Raw genomic sequence first — 19,209 nt, forward strand, 5'->3', positions numbered from 1 at the left:
GCGCATCGCGCGCCCTTTCGGCCGCCGCGTCGCTCACCGCGCGTGTTCGCGCACCAGCGCGGCGAGCGCCTCCGCCGGTGTCGTCGTGCCGTACACCCGCTCCGACACACCGGCCTCGACATCGATCTGCCCCGCGTTGTGCACGTCGTACAGATCGACGATCAGTTGTGCGTGGCGTTCGCTGAGCCCCGCGCGCAATAGCGTCGCGGTCCATGCATCGCGCGGCAGTTCACGCGCGACGATCTCATGGTCGGCCGCCGCGCCGAGCGTTTCGGCGATGTCCCGCACACTCACGCGCCGCGGTCCTTCGATGCTGACGATACGCGGCCTGTTGCCGGCTTCGGTCCGATCGAGCAGCAGCCGCGCCGCCGCGACGCCCACGTCGGGCGCCCAGACCGTCGGGAACACCTTGTCGACCGGATGATGAAAGCTCGGCAGCACGCCGGTCCCGAGCGCGACGGGCAACACGCGTGCCCAGTTCTGCAGGTGTTCGGCCGAGCGCAGCAGCGTGAGCTGCGTCGGGACCGTGTTCAGCCGCGCCTCCAGATAATGAAAGAGCCGCGTGATGCCCGTGTTGCCGTCCCGCTCCGCGCCGTAGTCCGACAGCGCGAGCAGCGCCGGCGGCGGATTCGCGGCAAGTGCGCCGGTCACGATGTCGATCGTCCGCTCCATCGTCGCGGCCGGGTCGCTGTCGGCGACGGGCACCGGACACAGCATCTGCACGGCCTGCGCGCCGTCGATCGCCGCGGCGACCGCGCGAGCGTCCGTCAGGTCGGCGATCGCCACGTCGCAGCCGAGTTGCGCGAAGCGTTCGCGCTGGCGTGCGTCGCGCAGCACCGCGCGCACGGGATGGCCTGCCTGACGCAGGGTCGTCACGGTCGACAAGCCGACGTTACCTGATGCTCCGAAAATCACGAACACGATCCGCTCCTGGGGGATGAAGGTGAGGTGATTGTCGGCACGCGCGGCCGGGACGGCGCGCAGGAACGGATGAAGTGAGCAGGAAAGGATGACGGGATGAGAGCGCCGCACGCGGATCGTACGGCACGACCCGCCGGTTCGTCGGCGGCTATCGCCTGGTCGCCGGCGTGTCGTCCTCGCCGTCGTAGGCGAGCCGTAGCCCGCCGCGCGCGCCCGACCGCGCGATCTCCGTCGGCGTCGCACCCAGCACGCGATTCATCCAGTTCGCCATGTGGCTCTGATGCGCGAAACCCGCTTCGAGCGCGATCTGGCTGATGCCGAGCCGGCCTTCGAGCAACAACGCCTTCGCGCGCTCGACCCGGCGCCGCACCACGTACTGGTGCACCGGCATCCCGAGCGTCTCGCGAAACAGCACCTTGAAATGCGGCACGCTGATCGACACGAGCGCCGCGAGTTCGGCGAGCGTCATGCGGCGCTCGAGGTTGGCCTCGACATAGTCGATCACGCGCGCCGCCGCCTTCGGCGCGAGCGTACGCCGGTGCTCGCGGAACGCCGGCTGGCTGGCGGCCAGCCGCGCGACGAGCGCCGTGCACAGGCTCTCCGCATAGAGCGGGTCCGACGCGTCTTCCGCTTCGAGTTCGGCGGCCATCGCCCATGCGATGTGCTGCAGCCGCGGATCGCGCACCTGCAGCCGGCGGCGGATCTGCGCCTGCGACGGCTTCAGCTCGAGCTGGTCGAACGTGCGCCGCACGAACGTATCGCTGAGCGCGATGTGCAGGATCCGGCAGTCGGCGCTGTCGGTCCATTCGCCCGGCAGGCCGGCGGGAATCACGTCGACGTCACCATGCGCCTGGATGCGCGACACGCGTGCACCGTCGCACACGCAATCCGCGCGCACGGGCGAGCCGATATGCACGCCGATGCGGTGATGCTCGGCGGCCGGGATCCGGTACGTGCCCGCGCGAATCTCCAGCAGCGACGCGCCGAAGCCGTGCCAGCCAAGCCCGCGGCTCGAGCGCAGGCTGACCGGCACGCCGTTGTCGGTCGGCGCGGCGAGAATCGGATCGCTCATGGTTCTTCTCCACCAGGTCGTGGGTCGAACGCGCATTGTGACGCTTTTTCCGGACGCTCGCCGGGCTTGCACGGCCATTCCCGCGCGACGCGGAAAAATGATCATCCGTTTCTGCTCCGGCCCATCCTTGCGTGCGCGCCGACCGGCGCAGCGCCGCTTACGATGGCGTCATCCGACACCTCCGGAGACCGTCATGCCCCATTACTGCCCGCAACGCGCGGCGTTCACCACCGCTTCACCGTCCCGCGGCGCCCGCCGTCCCGCCCAGCCGGCGCCCCGTCACGATCGGATCGCTATCGCGTCGTGGTGCCTGCGCATGATCGGCTGGTACCGGCTCGAACGGCTGCTCGCGTCGATTCCCGACAGCAACGACGACTTCGGGCTCGTCTGACGGTTGACACGCACGGCGCCGCGGCCGCACTCCGCCGCCCTCATCCGCCTACTTGCGCCGCCGCTCGTGCGACGCGACCGTCGCGCCGTCGATCACCGGCGCGCCCTGCTTGATCAGGAAATCGCGAAACAGCCCCGTCACCTGCGAGATCCGCCGGTCGGCGAGCGTGATCACGTACCACTCGCGCACGATCGGATTGCCCGGAAACGGCAGTTGCCCGAGCAGCCCGGTGCGCAGCTCGAGTGCACACGCGTGCAACGACAGGAACGCGATGCCGAGCCCCGCTTCGGCCATCTGCTTGATCGCCTCGTTGCTCGACAGTTCGGAGCCCACATGGAAGCGGTAGCCGGACGTCTTGAACAGGCTCTCGACGGTCGAGCGCGTACCCGCGCCGCGCTCGCGTACGAGCAGGTGCGCGGATTCGAGATCCTTCAGCGCGACGCGCTTGCGCTGCATCAGCGGATGGCCGGGCGCCGCGACGAACACCATCGGATGCTTCGCGAACTCGACCGCGTGCGTGCGCAGCTCCTTCGGCGCGCTGCCCATTACCGCGAGATCGATTTCATGCGTCGCGAGCATGCGGATGATGTCGTCGCGATTACCGACCTTGAAATACGTCTTCACATGCGGGCGCGTCGCGGTGAACTTCACCAGCAGCGGCGGGATCAGGTACTCGGCCGTCGTGATCGCGCCGATCCGCAGCGTGCCGCCGAGATCGCCCGTCAGCGAGGCCACTTCGTCGCCGGCCTCGCTCCACAGATGCAGGATCTCGCGCGCATAGCGCGACACGATTTCACCGGCCGCGGTGAGCTGCACGCCGCGCCCCACCCGCTGCAGCAGCGCGGCGCCCACCGCCTGCTCGAGCAGGCGAACCTGCAGCGACACGGCCGGCTGCGTCAGGTTCAGCTCCTCGGCCGCGCGCGACACGCTGCCGAGCCGCGCAATCATGTCCAGCGCCTTCAGCTGCCGGAACGTCGCGGTCTTTCCTATAAGTGAATACATATGAGTCGCTTATAAACATTAAATTGTTCTAGTAGGTTCGAAACTATATCGTCGGTTCTTGAGCAATGTCATCCGAATCGTCATCAGCGGGAGCCACACCATGGACAACATCACGCCTACCCTTGCAACGGATCGCGCACCGCGCGTGCCGCGCATCGTGATCGTCGGCGGCGGCGCCGGCGGCCTGCAGCTCGCCACGCGCCTCGGCGACACGTTGGGCCGCCGCGGGCAAGCCGACGTCGTGCTCGTCGACCGCTATCCGACGCACTTCTGGAAGCCGCTGCTGCACGAAGCCGCCTCCGGCCATCGCGATCCGGCCTCGCACACGATCGAATACGCGGCACAGGCGAAGCGCCACGGCTTTCGCTTCGTGCAGGGCGCGCTGCACCGGGTCGACCGCGCGGCACGCACGGCGACGATCGCCGCGGTGCAGGACGCGGACGGCACGGAGATCCTGCCGCAGCGCGAACTCGGCTACGACGATCTCGTGCTGGCCGTCGGCAGCGTGACGAACTTCTTCAACGTGCCGGGCGCCGCGCGCCACGCGTTGCCGCTCGAAAACCTCGACCAGGCCGAGGATTTCCGCCGCAAGTTCCTCGCCGCCTGCACGAAGGCGAACCACCTGGCCGAGCAGCAGCCGGCGCGACCCGCGGCACCGATCTGCATCAACGTGATCGGCGCGGGCGCGACGGGCGTCGAACTGGCCGCGGCGCTGCGCCACGCGATCCAGCAGCTGACGACGTATCGCTTCAAGGCGCTGGTGTCCGCACGCGACGTGCACATCCGCCTGATCGAAGGCGGCCCGCGCATCCTGCCGGCGCTCGACGAACGGCTGTCGGCCAGGATGCACGCGCAATTGCGCACGCTGAACGTCGACGTGCTGACGAATACGCGTGTCGCGGAAGTCGGCGCGGATGCGGTCACCACGGCGACCGGCGAGCGGCTCGCGAGCGACATCACGATCTGGGCGGCCGGCGTCGCGGGCCCCGCGATCCTGCGGGAACTCGACGACATCGCGCTCAACCGGTCGAACCAGGTGATCGTGACCGATACGCTGCAGACGCCCGACGATCCGCATGTGTATGCGTTCGGTGACTGCGCCGCGTGCCCGTCGGCCGATGCGAGCGGTTTCCTGCCGCCGCGCGCGCAGGTCGCGCACCAGCAGGCCGTGTACCTGGGCGAAGCGCTCGCGCGGCGCCTCGCCGGCAAGCCGGTGGCGGGCTTCACGTTCCGCGACGCGGGCACCGTCGTGTCGCTCGGCCAGGCCGGCGCCGTGTATCAGGCCGACCTCGGCGTGCGTTCGCGTTCGCTGATCGTCGACGGGCTCGCCGCGATCGGGCTGTACAAGTTCCTGTACCGCAAGCACCTGTTCAGCGTGTACGGACTGAAGCGCGCGCTGTTCCAGTCGCTGAGCCACTGGCTGCAAAGCCGCAACCAGCCGTCGATCAAGCTGCACTGATCAGCGGGTTCGCACGCGGCATCGCAAGACGGCGTAGCGGGCACACCTCGCCCGATACGCCGTTTTTTTCTTATGCACACACCCGGTGCATTCATCGTGCGCGCACCTTTGGTGCATCACATTCACGACCATCGATACGATGCAGATCATGCGGCACACATCGCATCGCGCGCCTTCCGCGCCGGCTATGGCGCGCCGCCCGATTCATTAGTTGAATCGTATGAGTTGGATATAAATATTAATTGGTCGCCTATTCCGGATCGACGCTAAGGTGTGTGGCATTCCCGTCCGCGAACGGATCGTCACGTCTCAGGAGAGGAATCACCGTGGTCATCGAAGCCATCGTCACCCGTCTCGACGCCGCATTCGCGCAGATCGAAGCGACACCGGATTCGCACGAGTCGCGCAACCAGCGCGATGCGATCATCCAGTGGCTCGACAGCGCATCGGAGCATGGATATCGACTCGGTCTCGTCACGACGCTACCGGCCGCCCGGCTGAGCGACATGTTCGAAGGCCAGTTCGGCCGTGCGAACCTCGACCGCTTCTCGGTCGTCGTGACCGACGCTCATCAGCAGGACTCCGTATCAAATCAGCATCCGTTCGACGTCGCGCTGCAGGCGCTGGGCGTGCCGCCCGAGCGCGCGGTGGGAGTCGCGAGCAGCGAACCGGAACGCCGCGAAGCCGAGACATTCGGCCTGTCGCGTTGCGTGCGCATCACCGACACGGTGCGATCGATCGCATCGGCAGGCGTGCACTGAACTGAGCACCTGCACACGGGCCGGCTCGCGCCGGCCGGTCGCGATCCGGCGCAATGCCGACGATTGCCCGACCGAATCCTGACATTCTGCTGTCAAAGTCGCTTGCAACACTTCCGGTCTCAACCGATCCCATCCGGAGACGGAACGACGCGCTTCCCGCCTCGTCCCGCCCGTTTCAAGCCACGATGACACGCCCGACCCGCACCGCCTCCGCCATCGCCCTCCTCTGCCTGCTGCTCGCCGCGTGCGGCGGAGAGACATCCAGCACGCCCGCCGCGTCGGCAGACAACAGCGGCGCGCAGCCGGCTCCGCAAGCTCCTCAACCCGTACCCACGCCGGAACCGACGCCCGCACCCGCGACGACCTACTACCAGACGAAGACGCCGTATCGTCCGCAGCAGGACGCGACAACCTACGAAGCGCCGCCGGCCGGCTATGCACCGGTCTATACCGAGCTCGTTGCACGGCACGGCTCGCGCGGGCTGTCAGGCTTCAAGTACGACGGCGCAATCTATTCGATGCTGGTCAAGGCCGAGGCCGACGGCGCGCTGACCGCGCTCGGCACGCAGCTGAAGGCCGACACGTACGCGATGATGAAGGCCAACGCACTGCTCGGCTACGGCGTGCAGGGGATTTCAACGCCCAGCTACGGCAATCTCACGCAAACCGGCATCCGCGAACACCAGCAGCTCGCCGCGCGGCTCGCGCAGCGGCTGCCGGCGCTGTTCGCGTCGGGCGGCCGGCAGATCGTCGTCGTGAACTCGGGGCAGGACCGCGCGGTCGACAGTTCGACCTACTTCTCCGCCGCGCTCGTCGCCGCGCAGCCGGCACTCGCCGCCGCGATCACGCTGCCGGCCGCGCCGTCCGGCTATCCCGCGAGCGCGCCGGTCGCGCAACCCGCCGGCACCAACCGCTTCCTGCTGTATTTCCATTCACTGAAGCCGGCCACCGATCTCGTGACCGATACGTCCGATCCGTATTACGCGACCTATCAGGCGAGCCAGGCATACCAGGTCTATTCGAGCGATGCGACGGTCGCGGACAAGCTGAAGACGATCAAGGCGGCGCCGCAGGTCGCGGACGTCGCGCAGACGGTGCTGGCCGCGCTGGTGTCGCAGGTCTTCATCGCGAAGCTCGGCACCGACGGCTACACATTCGCGAACACGGGCACTTACGCGTTCACGTCGTCGGACGGCAAGTTCACCAACACGCTGAAGGGCGACGGCAAGACGAAGATCGCGTCGGCCGTCGATGCAGTGAACGTGCTGTACAACCTGCTGCAGGTCGCGCCCGCGATGACGGCCGAAACGGGCGGCGTCACGATGGAGAAGTACCTCGGCGCGCAACAGGCGCAGACGCTCGCGTACCTGCAGGACTCGGAGGACTATTACCAGAAGGGGCCCGGCATCCAGGAAGCGAACCCGGTCACGTACCGGATGGCGAAGGTGCTGCAGGACGACTTCTTCAACGAGGTGGACGCGATCGCGCGCGGCGACCTGACGCGCGCCGCGAAACTGCGCTTCACGCATGCGGAAATCGTGATTCCGTTCGCGTCGATCATGAACCTGAAGAACGTGTTCGTGCCGACGCCGCAGGCGCAGACTTACACGTATGCGAACAACCCGTGGCGCGGCGACCAGGTGTCGCCGATGGCCGCGAACATGCAATGGGACGTGTATCGCAACGGCTCGCAGCTCATCGTGAAGATGCTGTACAACGAGCGCGAGACGGATTTCCAGGCCGCCTGCGACGGCGCGAAGATCGCGCCGTCGAGTCATTTCTATGACTATGCAGGGTTGAAGCGCTGTTACGGATATCTGTGACGCGTCAACGCTGGATCGTTGCGCTCGTGTGTGCCGCCGCCGCGGCCTTCGGTTTCGCGGCGGCGTGCACCTTCGGATCGGTGCTGGCCGCATGTTGAACCTTGCGGGTCTTCGCGGGCGCCGCGTGTGTCTTCGACGCGGGCTTCGCGTCGGCATGCGCCGCGGCCGGCACCTTCGACGGCGAACGAACGGCTTGCTGCGCCGGCTTCACGGCCGTCGCACTGCGCGTGGCCACGGGCGGATGCTTGACCTGCTTCGCGTATGCGTTGACGTCGCGGTCGTTCATCCACGATTCCGTATAGGCCGCCGCCGCGGGCTGCGACAGATTGAGACAGGCGATCGATGCCACGAGAAAGGCACGAAGATGCGTGCGACGATTGAATGCGGTAATGACGAATGCTCCTTGCGATCTGGCTTGACGCGCCGTGTCGAACTTGCCGGCGCCGTCGTGGCGGCACGATAAATGAGCGCATTCCACATCGCAAGCATCCGACCGGTGATCCAAACGATTCTTGACGTTTGGTCGGCAGCTGGCGATCTCGAACTCCGGTTCGCCGACGGTGTCGAACGTGCATCGCCGGAGAATCACATGAAACGCGCCGCCCCTTTCGCCATCCTGATCGTGCTTGCCGCCGCCAGCTTGCCGGCGCTCGCCGGCAGTACGGCGTCGCCGGTTCCGCAGCAAGCGAAAAACTGCGTACCGTCCTCCACCTCAACCTCCGCGGGCACGGCGCCCGGCTCCCGCGCCACGTCGAAGGCCCCGCCGATCCGCGTGTGCGTCGGCGATTCCGACACGCAACTGAACCTGCCGTGGTTCGTGACCGACATCCTCACCGCCGTGGACACGCACCAATCGCCCCGCGACCTGTTCCACAAGATGCGCAACGATTTCTGAAGCGCGGCCGGCCCGACGGCGCGCCCGTCATGCGCGGGTATTCCCCGACCCCGAAAGAAGAACCCTACATCGCGCGGGTTGAATGGCGTTGACGGCAAATTGCCGAGAGATCGCGGTGGCACCGTGTTGCGCGAATATTTCCCGTTGAGAGTCAATCACAAAATCACACCATTTGTTGACTAACAATATTTCGCAATCGTGCGTCGCGTCATATACTTGCCGCGCACCATCCTCGTGCCAAGAGACGGTGTTCTTCGACCCGGCCGCACACCGATGCGGCCGGGTTTTTTTTCGGTGCGCGACGTCGATATCTATACATAATGAATGGTTGTATAGCGATGCGCGTCGAATCCAGTGACTCCGTCGCGATGCCTTGGCTTGCGTACCGCAAGCGTAGAATCGATTTGCGTCCAGATATCGGCGCGAGCCCCGTTGCCCCGGCCAGGCACGGCAAATGCTCCGCGCCAATCCATCGACCGGTTCGACCTGCATTGCCATGCATACAACAACAAGCGCGATCGGAGAAACACCCCCGCCGGGCTCAAAACCCGCATTCCAGCGCAGCGGTGCGTGGCCGCATATCGTCTTCTCGGTTGCATTGATCATCTGCATCCTCGTGCTCTTGATGGCGCTCGTCGTGGCCGAACGCCTCGCCCGCGACTCGGTTGCCGAGCACGAATGCGTCGTCGCGAACGACATCGTGATCTCGGTCGATCGCATCCTCGACGGCGTACGCTCGCGGCACCCGGCCGAATTGACTGCGCTGGTCGGACGGTCATGCGCGACGGTCTTCAGGACCCTCGCCGAAGTAGGCACTCACCTGCGCTATCTGCGCGCCGTCGCGCTGGCCAACGACGGTCGCGTCACATGCTCGTCGGCGCTGGGCTCGATCGATGTCTCGCTGGACGCGTATGTGCATGCCCCGCCGCCGGGGATGACGGCCATCACGCTGCTTCGGCAGACACCGTTCCAGCATCGCGTCCCCGTGCTGGCGGTGTTTCGTGCGACCGCGCCCGAATCGGGCGTGCTTTATCTGATCGAAGGCGACTATGTGGCCGACATGCTCTCGCACGGTGCGCGCTTCGGCGCGGAAACCGCGATGCTGTCGGTCAACGGCGCGGGCGGTCTCGATCAGCATGGCGCGTTCGTGCCGGCGTTCCACGCGACCCCGTCGGCCGGCAGCACGATCGCTTCGAGCGCGTGGCCGTTCACGGTTTCCGTCACCTCGTCCGAACCCTACGTTCGGCAGGTGCAACAGCACTATCGGCTGATCTGCGTGACGATCGCGCTGCTGGTGAACGGCCTCGTCGCGGCCGCGTACCTGCTCGCGATGGCGCCGCGCCGGCTATTGCTGAAGGCCGTTCGCAATGCGCTGAAGCGCAACGAGTTTCACGTGGTGTACCAACCGATCGTCGACGTCGACACGCGCAGGACGGTCGGCGTCGAGGCGCTGCTGCGCTGGCACCATCCGAAATGGGGGCCGATCAGCCCGGCCGTGTTCGTCCCGCAGGTCGAATCGAGCTCGATCCTGCCGAAGGTGACCGAATTCGTGCTGCGCACGGCCGTGTCGGAACTGACCACGCTCGCGCCGTCGATGCCGCTGCACATCGCGATCAACGTCGCGCCGAAGGATCTCGAACGCCCGCGTTTCGTGTCCGTCGTCGAAGAGACGATCCGCAGGCTTCCGCCGGGGTTCACGCTGGTGCTCGAGGTGACCGAGCGCATCCTGCTCGAAAAGAATGCGCGCACCACCGCGATGTTTGCCGCGCTGCGCGCGACGGGCGCGAGATTCGCGATCGACGACTTCGGCACGCATCACAGCAACCTCGACATGCTGTCGCGCTTTCCGTTCGACTACGTGAAGATCGATCGTCAGTTCATCTCGCAGCTGACGACCGGCAATGCCAGGCTGATCGAAGGCATCGCGGCCGTCGCGCACCACTACGAGCTGAAGATCATCGCCGAGGGCGTGGAGACGGAAGAGCAGCACCGCGCGCTGCATGCGGTCGGGATTCAGTATGCACAGGGCTACCTGTATCAGCGGCCGCAGCGGCCGAAAGACCTGAAGCAGGATTTCGCGCCGATGCCGGCTTAGGTATCGGCTTAGGTATCGGCTTAGGTGTCGGCTTAGGTGTCGGCTTAGGTGTCGGCTTAGGTGTCGGCTTAGGTGTCGGCTTAGGTGTCGGCCGGCGCGGAGCATGCGGGGCCGAACGTTCGGCGCACCTCCATCGCCGCACCGCCCCCTTGCGTGCGTATCCGTCGCGCCTGCCCACGGGCCACGCGAATGCCGCCACCCCATGCCCGCCGGCTGCCGCGCGCTCATGCGAGTCCGGGCACTTTGATCCGGTGCCCTTTCACAGCTATGCTCTCTGCGATGCTGACCGCCGCGCGACCGGGTATGAATCCATGGCGCTGTCATGGAATTCGCAGCGCGATCGACAGGTTAAACGAGCTTTCCGATCATGACGCCAGACCAGCCGCAGCCCATCCCTTCGGACCACCAGCGGGCCCAGCACGAACAGCCGCTGCTCGACCGCTACGCGGAGTTCCGCTTCCAGACGGTCGTCGCGTCGATCACCGACTACGCGGTGTTCATGCTCGACCCGCACGGCAACGTCGCGACGTGGAACGCGGGCGCGGAGCGCATCAAGGGTTTCCGGACGGACGAAATCGTCGGCAGCCATTTCTCGCGCTTCTATCCGGCCGATGCGATCGCGGCCGGCCGCCCGTCGCACGCGCTCGAAGCCGCCGCCGCGTACGGTCACTTCCAGGATGAAAGCTGGCGCGTCCGCAAGGACGGCTCGCGATTCTGGGCCAGCGTGACGATTACGGCCGTCCGCGACGAGTCGCATCAGTTGCGCGGCTTCATCAAGATCACGCGCGACATGACCGAGCGCAAGCGCGTGGAGGAACTCGAAGCGGCCACACAGCGGCTGGACATCTTCATCGCCACGCTCGCGCACGAGCTGCGCAACCAGCTCGCGCCGCTGCGGCATACGATCGGCATCCTGCAAGGCCTGCCGTCGTCCGAACTGGGCCCGGCGCTCACGCAATGCAAGGACATCGCGGATCGCCAGATCGAACAGCTCGTCCGGCTCGTCGACGATCTGCTCGACATCGGACGTATCAAGTCCGACAAGGTGGAACTCAAGAAAGCGCCGCTGAACGTGCGCGATATCGTGTACCGGAGCGTGCAGGGCATTCAGCCGAAGGTCGACGCGCGCGGGCAGCAGATTCTCGTGCGGCTGCCGCCCGCGCCCGTGATCGTTCACGGCGACGACGTCCGGCTCGTCCAGGTGCTGTACAACCTGCTCGACAATGCGTCGAAGTATTCGCCGAACGGCGAGCGCATCGAAATCCACGTGCGCACCGAGCAGAGCGTGGTTGCGATCGAGATCGTCGATTACGGGATCGGCATCGTGCCCGGCGCGCAGGAATCGATCTTCGACCCGTTCGAGCAGGAGCATGCCGCGGAGCGCCACGCACCCGGCGGGCTCGGGCTTGGGCTCGCGATCAGCAAGAAATTCGTCGACCTGCACGGCGGCAGCATCACGGCTGACAGCGCCGGGATCGGCGCGGGGTCGTCGTTTACCGTCCGACTGCCGGTCGCGGAATCGAATCGTGTGGTCGAGCACGCGCAAAAAACGCCGGCGCCTTCGCCCACGCATTCGCTGCGCATCCTGATCGTCGACGACAACCGCGAATCGGCCGACACGCTCGCCATCCTGATGCAGATCAAGGGCCACACGTCCCGCGTCGCATACCACGCGCGCGACGCACTGCCGCTCGCCCGCGAATTCGCGCCGCATCTGATGCTGATCGACCTCAGCATGCCGGACGTCAGCGGGTTCGAGCTGCTCCAGGCGTTGCGCTCGACCGGCGCCGCACCCGATTCGTACTATGTCGCACTGTCCGGACATGTACGGTCGTCGGACCGACAGGACACCACGGACGCAGGCTTCCACGATCATTTCGCGAAGCCGATTCCGATCGAGGCGCTGGACAGCCTGCTCGTGCGTGTGGAGGACGATGCGCGGCGCCGCGGCCGGCTGTGACAATGGGCGCGGCCACCGCGGAGCGACGCGCGGGAGCCGCGAGAGGCGCTAAAATCCGCCGCCTGGGCATCCATACGAGCAAGCGATTTGACGTCGTTCGAGCAGGGTTTCATCCTCACCCGCCACTGGCGGGACACCGCGTCCGGCATCGAGATCGAGTTCTGGCTGGCAACCGAACACGGCCCGCGCCGCGTGCGGTTGCGCCCGCAGGAAGCCGTCGCGTTCGTGCCGGCCGAGCAGCAGGCGCTCGCCGAACGCGCGCTGGCCGGCGAACGCGATGCCGAACTGCGCCCGCTCGCGCTGCGTGACTTCCGCCAGCGCGCCGTCGCCGGCCTCTATTGCCGCCGCTACCGCAATCTGTCCGGGCTCCAGAAACGCCTCGCCGCGGCCGGCGTCGACGTCTACGAAGCCGACATCCAGCCGCCTGACCGCTACACGATGGAGCGCTTCATCACGGCGCCCGTGCTGTTTCGCGGCACGGCCGGCCGCGACGGCACGCTGACCGACGGCGAACTGAAACCCGCGACCGGCTATCGCCCGACGCTGCGCTGCGTGTCGCTCGACATTGAGACGAGCGTCCACGGCGAGCTGTATTCGATCGCGCTCGAAGGCTGCGGGCAGCGGCAGGTCTACATGCTCGGGCCGCCCAACGGCGACGCGCCGGCCGTCGACTTCCGCCTCGACTACTGCGACAGCCGGGCCGAGATGCTCGCGCGGCTCAACGACTGGTTCGGCGCGCACGATCCCGATGCGGTGATCGGCTGGAACCTCGTGCAGTTCGATCTGCGCATCCTGCATGCGCATGCGGAACAATACGGCGTGCCGCTGAAGCTCGGGCGCGGCGGCAGCGTGCTCGAGTGGCGCGCGCATGGTCAACAGCCCGACCACTTCTTCGCGGGGGCGGCCGGCCGCCTGATCCTCGACGGCATCGACATGCTGAAATCGGCGACCTGGTCGTTCCCGTCGTTCAGCCTCGAATACGTGTCGCAGTCGCTGCTCGGCGAAGGCAAGGCTGTCGACAATCCGTATCAGCGAATGGACGAGATCCAGCGCCGCTTCGATCACGACAAGCCCGCGCTCGCGCACTACAACCTGAAGGACTGCGAACTCGTCACGCGCATCTTCGACAAGGCCGACCTGCTGTCCTTCGCACTCGAACGCGCGAGCGTCACGGGCCTCGCGGCCGATCGCACCGGCGGCTCGGTCGCCGCGTTCACGCACCTGTACCTGCCGCGCATGCACCGGCTCGGCTACGTCGCACCGAACCTCGGCGACGTGACGGGGCAGAACAGCCCCGGCGGCTTCGTGATGGATTCGCGGCCCGGGCTGTACGACTCGGTGCTCGTGTTCGACTACAAGAGCCTCTATCCGTCGATCATCCGCACGTTCCTGATCGATCCGGCCGGGCTGATCGAAGGGCTCGCGCACCCGAGCGACGACGCGTCGGTGCCGGGCTTTCTCGGCGCGCGCTTCTCGCGTACTGCGCACTGCCTGCCCGACATCGTACGGCGCGTGTCCGAAGGCCGCGACGAAGCGAAACGCCAGCGCAACGCCCCGCTGTCGCAGGCGCTGAAGATCATCATGAATTCGTTCTACGGCGTGCTCGGCTCGACGGGCTGCCGGTTCTTCGATCCGCGCCTCGCGTCGTCGATCACGATGCGCGGCCACGAGATCATGCATCGCACGCGCGAGCTGATCGAGGCGCAGGGCTACGAAGTCATCTACGGCGACACCGATTCGACTTTCGTGTGGCTCGGGCGCGAGCACGACGACGATGCCGCCGCCACCAAGGGCCGCGCGCTCGTCGAGCAGGTGAACCGCTGGTGGCAAGCGCACCTGCGCGATCGCTTCGGGCTGGAAAGCGCGCTCGAACTGCAATACGAACGGCATTACCGCCGCTTCCTGATGCCGACGGTGCGCGGCGCGGAGGAAGGCAGCAAGAAGCGCTATGCGGGCCTCGCGGTCGCGGCGAACGGCGACGATGACCTCGTGTTCAAGGGGCTCGAAACGGTGCGCACCGACTGGACGCCGCTCGCGCAGATATTCCAGCGCGAGCTTTACCGGCGCGTGTTCAAGCGCGAGCCGTACCAGGACTTCATTCGCGACTATGTGCGCCGCACGCTCGCCGGCGAATACGACGCACAACTGATCTATCGCAAGCGCGTGCGCCGGCCTTTGAGCGAATATCAGCGCAACGTGCCGCCGCATGTGCGCGCCGCGCGGATCGCCGACGAATTCAACCAGGCGCGCGGCCGGCCGCTGCAGTACCAGCGCGGCGGCTGGATCAGCTACGTGATGACGACGGCCGGCCCGGAGCCGCTCGAGACGATGCGCTCGCCAATCGACTACGCGTTCTATGTGAGCCGCCAGTTGCAACCGGTCGCCGACGCGATCCTGCCGTTCCTGCGCGACGATTTCGAACGCGTGATTTCGGGGCAAGGGCAGTTGTTCTGAGATCGACGGCGCGGCGACATCACGCGCCGTCCTTGCGTCGAATGCGCGCCACTGTCTGCCTGCCCGGCCCCGGCAATCCCCAGATATTCCCTCTCTCCATCCTCCCGTAACCGGCCCCGCGCCGTTCCGCCTTTTCCGCTCGCCCCAGCGCACCGCCCCGCCCACGCCCCTGGGAAAACCCGACCACCTCACAGCACAACTTCTCGTTGACACGTCGATTTTTGCCCTTCTAATATGCACACAACGCTGTACACAGCAAAACACACACCGATGTGTGGAGAAAACAGCAGGCATACGGGTTTACCCATCTCAAAGTGAGGTCACCATGAATCGACTGTCTCGTTTCACCCGTCAAATCGCCGCGTGCACCGTGGCGGCCGCGGCGCTGGTCTCGGCCGCTCCGTCGTATGCCGCCGGGCCCGACGCCTGGGCCGCCGTGAAGAAGGCCGGCGTACTGCGCTGCGGCGCCGCGGTCGCGCCGCCGTACGTGATGCGCGACCCGAAGACGGGCACCTACAGCGGTTTCTTCTCGGAGCTGTGCCGCGATTTCGGGCAGAACGTGCTGAAGGTGAAGGTCGAATTCGTCGATACGAGCTGGGACAACATCGTGGCTGGCCTGCAATCGGACAAATGGGACCTGTCGCTCGCGCTGAACGACACGCCCGAGCGTGAGAAGGCCGTCGCGTTCTCCGTGCCGGCGACCGACTACAACGTCTCGTTCGTCTACAACAAGAACAACCCGAAGATCGCGAAGAACGTGCGCTCGCTCGCCGACATCGACAAGCCGAACGTCACGGTCGCGGTGATGTCCGGCACGTCGCAGGACAAGGCGATTTCGGCGGAATTGAAACAGGCGCGGATCATGCGGCTGCCGGGCAACGACGAGACGCGCCTGTCGCTGATCTCGAAGCGCGCCGACCTGCTCGCCGACGCGAACATCACCAACATGCTGTTGACGGAAGCGCACCCGGACTGGGCGGCCAGCTTCAACCCCGCGCCGCCGCTCGCGCAGCAGGAAGTGGCGTTCGGCCTGCGCAAGGACACGCCGAAGGCCGATCTCGACGTGCTCAACAGCTACCTGGCCCAGCAGGTCAAGTCGGGCGCGGTGAACCGCCTGATCAAGACGTCCGTGCAAGCAATGCTCATCCCCGGCAAGTAAGCGCCGAGCGCACTGACGGGCCCGACGGATCGCCGGCGGGCGCCGATTTTCCGATTCGCATTTTGCGCGCCGACGTCGGGCGCCGCTGGAGAGACAGTCATGTTGTCGCCTCACACGACGGCCGTCAGGTCGGCCATGCATCCCCTTTCGACCACGCGCTTGGCCGCGTCCGCGCCCGACGGCGATTTCGTGCGGCTGCGCGACGTGCACAAGGCGTACGGTCCGAACCTCGTCGTCATGGACGGCATGAGCCTCGACATGCGCGCCGACGACCGACTCGTGATCATCGGCCCGAGCGGCAGCGGCAAGAGTTCGCTGCTGCGCGTGATGATGGGCCTGGAAGGCATCCAGCGCGGCGAGATCGCATTCCAGGGCGCGTCGTACATCCGCGGCGGCGACGCGCGTGGCGGCTGGCGCATCGACGCGAAGCTGCAGAAGCAGGTCGGCATGGTGTTCCAGCACTACACGCTGTTTCCGCACCTGTCGGTGCTCGGCAACCTGATCCTCGCGCCGGTACGCGTCGGCGGGCTGTCGAAGGCGGAAGCGACCGAGCGTGCGCGCACGTATCTCGCGCGCCTCGGGCTGGAAAGCAAGCTGCATGCGTATCCGAGCCAGCTCTCCGGCGGGCAGAAGCAGCGCGTGGCGATCGCCCGCGCGCTAATGCTCGAACCGAAGCTGATGCTGTTCGATGAAGTGACGTCCGCGCTCGATCCGGAGATGGTCGTGGAAGTCCAGAACGTGATGCTGCAGCTCGCCGAGCAGAAGATGGCGATGATCATCGTCACGCACGACATGCACTTCGCGCGGGACATCGCCACGCGCGTCGTGTTCTGCGCGAACGGCAAGATCGTCGAGGAAGGCGCGCCGGACCAGATCTTCAAGTGTCCGAAGGAAGCGCGCACGCGGGAATTCCTCGAGAAAGTCCTGCATCTCGACTGAGGCCGAAGCCATGAACTACCACTTCGATTTCAGCTTCCTCGCCGGCAGCCTCGGCGCGCTCGTCGACGGGCTGAAGGTCACCGTCGTGCTGGCCGTCGCCGCGAACGCGATGGGCCTCGTGTTCGGCTTCGTGCTGTGCCTGCTCGCGATGAGCCGCTGGGCGATCGTGCGCTGGCCCGCGCAGCTCTTCATCGAATTCTTCCGCTGCACGCCGGCGCTGCTGCAGATCATCTGGTTCTTCTACTGCATCCCGATGATGGTCGACGTGTTCATCGATCCGATCGCGATGGGCGTGCTCGCGCTTGGCCTGAACCTGACCGCGTTCAACGCGGAGGCGTATCGCGCCGGCGTGCAGGCGGTGCCGAAGGAGCATCTCGATGCCGCGGTGGCGCTGGGCCTGCGGCCGTGGCAACGCACGATCTTCGTCGTGCTGCCGCAGGCGCTGCGCGGCGCGATGCCGGTGCTGCTGACCAACGGCATCGGCAGCCTGCAGCAAAGCGCGCTGGTGGCGATCGTCGCGGTGGCCGACCTGATGTACGTCGCGAAAAGCATCGCGACCGAAGCGTACCGGCCGCTCGAAACCTACTCGGTCGTCGCGCTGGTGTATTTCGCGCTGTCGCTGCCGATCGCGAAACTCGTCCACGTCATCGAGCGCCGCCAGGACGTCGCCGTCCAGCGCTGAGGAGCCCGTCGTGAATCTCGATTTTTCCGTCGTCTGGCCGTACTGGTTCGTGCTCGCGAAAGGCCTCGGGCTGACGCTCGTATTCACCGTGACGTGCGCGCTCGTCGGCAGCCTGCTCGGCTTCGTGCTGAGCCTGCTGCGGATGTCGCCGTCGCGCTGGCTGCGCGGGCCGGTCACCGCGTTCGTCGAATTCTTCCGCGGCACGCCGCTGCTGATCCAGCTGTTCTGGGTGTTCTTCTGCTTCCCGGTCGTGCTGCGGCTGCCGATTCCGCCGTACCTGTCGGTGCTGATCTCGCTGACGCTGTACATGGCCGCGATCACGAGCGAGACGTTTCGCGGTTCGCTGAAGTCGATCGCCGGCGAGCAGCACGACGCGTGCATCGCGCTCAGCCTGTCGCCGCACGTGAAGATCGTCTACGTGATCTTTCCGCAGGCGCTGCTGCGCGCGATCCCGCCGCTGCTGTCGAACGTCGTGAGCCTGTTCAAGGAAAGCGCGCTCATCTCGTCGGTGGGGATCGCTGACCTGATGTTCGTCGGCCAGAACGTGTCGAACAGCACCGCGCGGCCCGTCGAGTTCCTGACCACCGTCGCCGTCATCTATTTCCTCGTCGCCTTTCCGCTGACCCGCCTGGTCGGCGTAGTGGAGTCCAGGATGCTCAGGCGCTATGCCTATTAACTCGCAACGCTCTCTCTCATCAAGCCGGAGAACTCTCATGCAACTGAAAGGCATTCTGCCCGCACTCGTCACGCCGTTCGATGCAGCGGGCGCGGTCGATCACGACACGCTCGCGTCGATCCTCGAATATCAGCTCGCCGCGGGCGTCAGCGGCTTCGTGCCGCTGGGGTCGACCGGCGAGTACTACGCGCTCACGAACGACGAGCGCCGCGCGGTGATGAAGACCGTGCGCGAAGTGGTCGGCAACCGCGGCACGCTGATCGCCGGCGCGAACGGCTCGTCGACGCGCGAAGTGATCGAGCAGGTCCGCCAGGCGCGCGATGCCGGCTACACGAACATCCTGATCGCGCCGCCGTACTACGCGCTGCCGTCGCAGGACGAACTGATCGGCCACTACGACGCGATTCTCGCCGCGGTGACCGACGTGAACGTGATCCTGTACAACTATCCGGTGCGCACGAACGTCGAGGTCGGCTTCGGCGTGCTCGACGCGTTCAAGGATCATCCGCGCGTGATCGGCATCAAGGAAAGCAGCGGCAACCTGCTGCGCGCGATCGAGATCGGCGGCAAGTACCGCGACCACTATCAGCTGTCGTGCGGCTCCGACGACCAGGCGCTCGACTTCTTCCTGTGGGGCGCGACGAGCTGGATCTGCGGGCCGGCGAACTGCTTCGCGAAACAGGTCGTGAGCTTCTACGACAAATTCTCGGCAGGCGACATCGCGGGCGCGCAGAATGTGATGCGCTCACTGTTCCCGGTGATGGCGAGCATGGAGTCGGGCAAGTTCATCCAGAAGGTGAAGTACGGCTGCGAGCTGGCCGGCTTCAAGGTCGGCAACGCCCGCATGCCGCTGCAGCCGCTGACGGACGACGAGAAGGCGGCGTTCCGCGCGATCTTCGAGGCGTCGCAGGCGTAAGGCC

At 66.3% G+C, this 19,209-nt stretch carries 17 protein-coding genes; 13 read left to right on the top strand and 4 right to left on the bottom strand.

Annotated features, from left to right (window positions below; all coding sequences use genetic code 11):
- Window positions 1–33: 33 nt before the first annotated feature.
- Both ACVK00_RS04595 and ACVK00_RS04600 read right to left on the bottom strand, forming a co-directional pair.
- Complete coding sequence (locus tag ACVK00_RS04595) at window positions 34–921, bottom strand: NAD(P)H-binding protein (protein WP_284888598.1); 888 nt, start codon at window positions 919–921, stop codon at window positions 34–36.
- A gap of 148 nt (window positions 922–1,069) precedes the next feature.
- Window positions 1,070–1,993 (bottom strand): AraC family transcriptional regulator, encoded by a 924-nt coding sequence (locus ACVK00_RS04600; RefSeq protein ID WP_284888597.1) that lies wholly within the window; start codon window positions 1,991–1,993, stop codon window positions 1,070–1,072.
- 193 nt (window positions 1,994–2,186) lie between these two features.
- On the opposite strand from ACVK00_RS04600, the gene ACVK00_RS04605 reads away from it, so the two are divergent.
- On the top strand, window positions 2,187–2,384 hold the full coding sequence (locus ACVK00_RS04605; RefSeq protein ID WP_228908801.1) for a hypothetical protein: 198 nt from the start codon (window positions 2,187–2,189) through the stop codon (window positions 2,382–2,384).
- A gap of 48 nt (window positions 2,385–2,432) precedes the next feature.
- Here ACVK00_RS04605 and ACVK00_RS04610 read toward each other — a convergent pair whose 3' ends face one another.
- A complete protein-coding gene (locus ACVK00_RS04610) occupies window positions 2,433–3,386 on the bottom strand; it encodes a LysR family transcriptional regulator (RefSeq protein ID WP_284888596.1) in 954 nt (317 codons plus the stop codon).
- A gap of 100 nt (window positions 3,387–3,486) precedes the next feature.
- Here ACVK00_RS04610 and ACVK00_RS04615 point away from each other — a divergent pair, with 100 nt between their 5' ends.
- The 3 genes from ACVK00_RS04615 to ACVK00_RS04625 all read left to right on the top strand — a co-directional run bounded on the left by ACVK00_RS04615 (window position 3,487) and on the right by ACVK00_RS04625 (window position 7,429).
- Complete coding sequence (locus ACVK00_RS04615; protein ID WP_284888595.1) at window positions 3,487–4,845, top strand: NAD(P)/FAD-dependent oxidoreductase; 1,359 nt, start codon at window positions 3,487–3,489, stop codon at window positions 4,843–4,845.
- A gap of 326 nt (window positions 4,846–5,171) precedes the next feature.
- Window positions 5,172–5,606 (top strand): HAD family hydrolase, encoded by a 435-nt coding sequence (locus ACVK00_RS04620; RefSeq protein WP_284888594.1) that lies wholly within the window; start codon window positions 5,172–5,174, stop codon window positions 5,604–5,606.
- Window positions 5,607–5,791: 185 nt separating this feature from the next.
- Window positions 5,792–7,429 (top strand): histidine-type phosphatase, encoded by a 1,638-nt coding sequence (locus tag ACVK00_RS04625; RefSeq protein ID WP_284888593.1) that lies wholly within the window; start codon window positions 5,792–5,794, stop codon window positions 7,427–7,429.
- 4 nt (window positions 7,430–7,433) lie between these two features.
- Here ACVK00_RS04625 and ACVK00_RS04630 read toward each other — a convergent pair whose 3' ends face one another.
- Complete coding sequence (locus ACVK00_RS04630) at window positions 7,434–7,715, bottom strand: transcriptional regulator (protein WP_284888592.1); 282 nt, start codon at window positions 7,713–7,715, stop codon at window positions 7,434–7,436.
- Between the two features lie 303 nt (window positions 7,716–8,018).
- On the opposite strand from ACVK00_RS04630, the gene ACVK00_RS04635 reads away from it, so the two are divergent.
- From ACVK00_RS04635 to ACVK00_RS04675, 9 genes are all read left to right on the top strand, one after another.
- Window positions 8,019–8,324: a hypothetical protein gene (locus tag ACVK00_RS04635; protein WP_350227397.1), complete on the top strand. Its 306-nt coding sequence runs from the start codon at window positions 8,019–8,021 to the stop codon at window positions 8,322–8,324.
- A 454-nt stretch (window positions 8,325–8,778) separates the two neighbouring features.
- Entirely contained in the window at window positions 8,779–10,419 is a 1,641-nt protein-coding gene (locus ACVK00_RS04640) for an EAL domain-containing protein (RefSeq protein WP_354123211.1), read from the top strand.
- A gap of 367 nt (window positions 10,420–10,786) precedes the next feature.
- A complete protein-coding gene (locus tag ACVK00_RS04645; protein ID WP_284888589.1) occupies window positions 10,787–12,379 on the top strand; it encodes a PAS domain-containing hybrid sensor histidine kinase/response regulator in 1,593 nt (530 codons plus the stop codon).
- A gap of 87 nt (window positions 12,380–12,466) precedes the next feature.
- On the top strand, window positions 12,467–14,833 hold the full coding sequence (locus ACVK00_RS04650) for a DNA polymerase II (protein WP_284888588.1): 2,367 nt from the start codon (window positions 12,467–12,469) through the stop codon (window positions 14,831–14,833).
- A gap of 325 nt (window positions 14,834–15,158) precedes the next feature.
- The gene (locus ACVK00_RS04655) at window positions 15,159–15,992 is read left to right on the top strand and encodes a substrate-binding periplasmic protein (protein WP_284888587.1); all 834 of its coding nucleotides are present in this window, start codon (window positions 15,159–15,161) and stop codon (window positions 15,990–15,992) included.
- Window positions 15,993–16,091: 99 nt separating this feature from the next.
- On the top strand, window positions 16,092–16,931 hold the full coding sequence (locus tag ACVK00_RS04660) for an amino acid ABC transporter ATP-binding protein (RefSeq protein WP_284888586.1): 840 nt from the start codon (window positions 16,092–16,094) through the stop codon (window positions 16,929–16,931).
- Window positions 16,932–16,941: 10 nt separating this feature from the next.
- Complete coding sequence (locus ACVK00_RS04665) at window positions 16,942–17,613, top strand: amino acid ABC transporter permease (RefSeq protein WP_284888585.1); 672 nt, start codon at window positions 16,942–16,944, stop codon at window positions 17,611–17,613.
- A gap of 10 nt (window positions 17,614–17,623) precedes the next feature.
- Entirely contained in the window at window positions 17,624–18,289 is a 666-nt protein-coding gene (locus ACVK00_RS04670; protein WP_228908790.1) for an amino acid ABC transporter permease, read from the top strand.
- Between the two features lie 37 nt (window positions 18,290–18,326).
- Window positions 18,327–19,205 (top strand): dihydrodipicolinate synthase family protein, encoded by an 879-nt coding sequence (locus ACVK00_RS04675; protein ID WP_175791454.1) that lies wholly within the window; start codon window positions 18,327–18,329, stop codon window positions 19,203–19,205.
- Window positions 19,206–19,209 lie beyond the last annotated feature (4 nt).

The sequence above is a fragment of the Burkholderia sp. PvR073 genome (assembly GCF_054055695.1).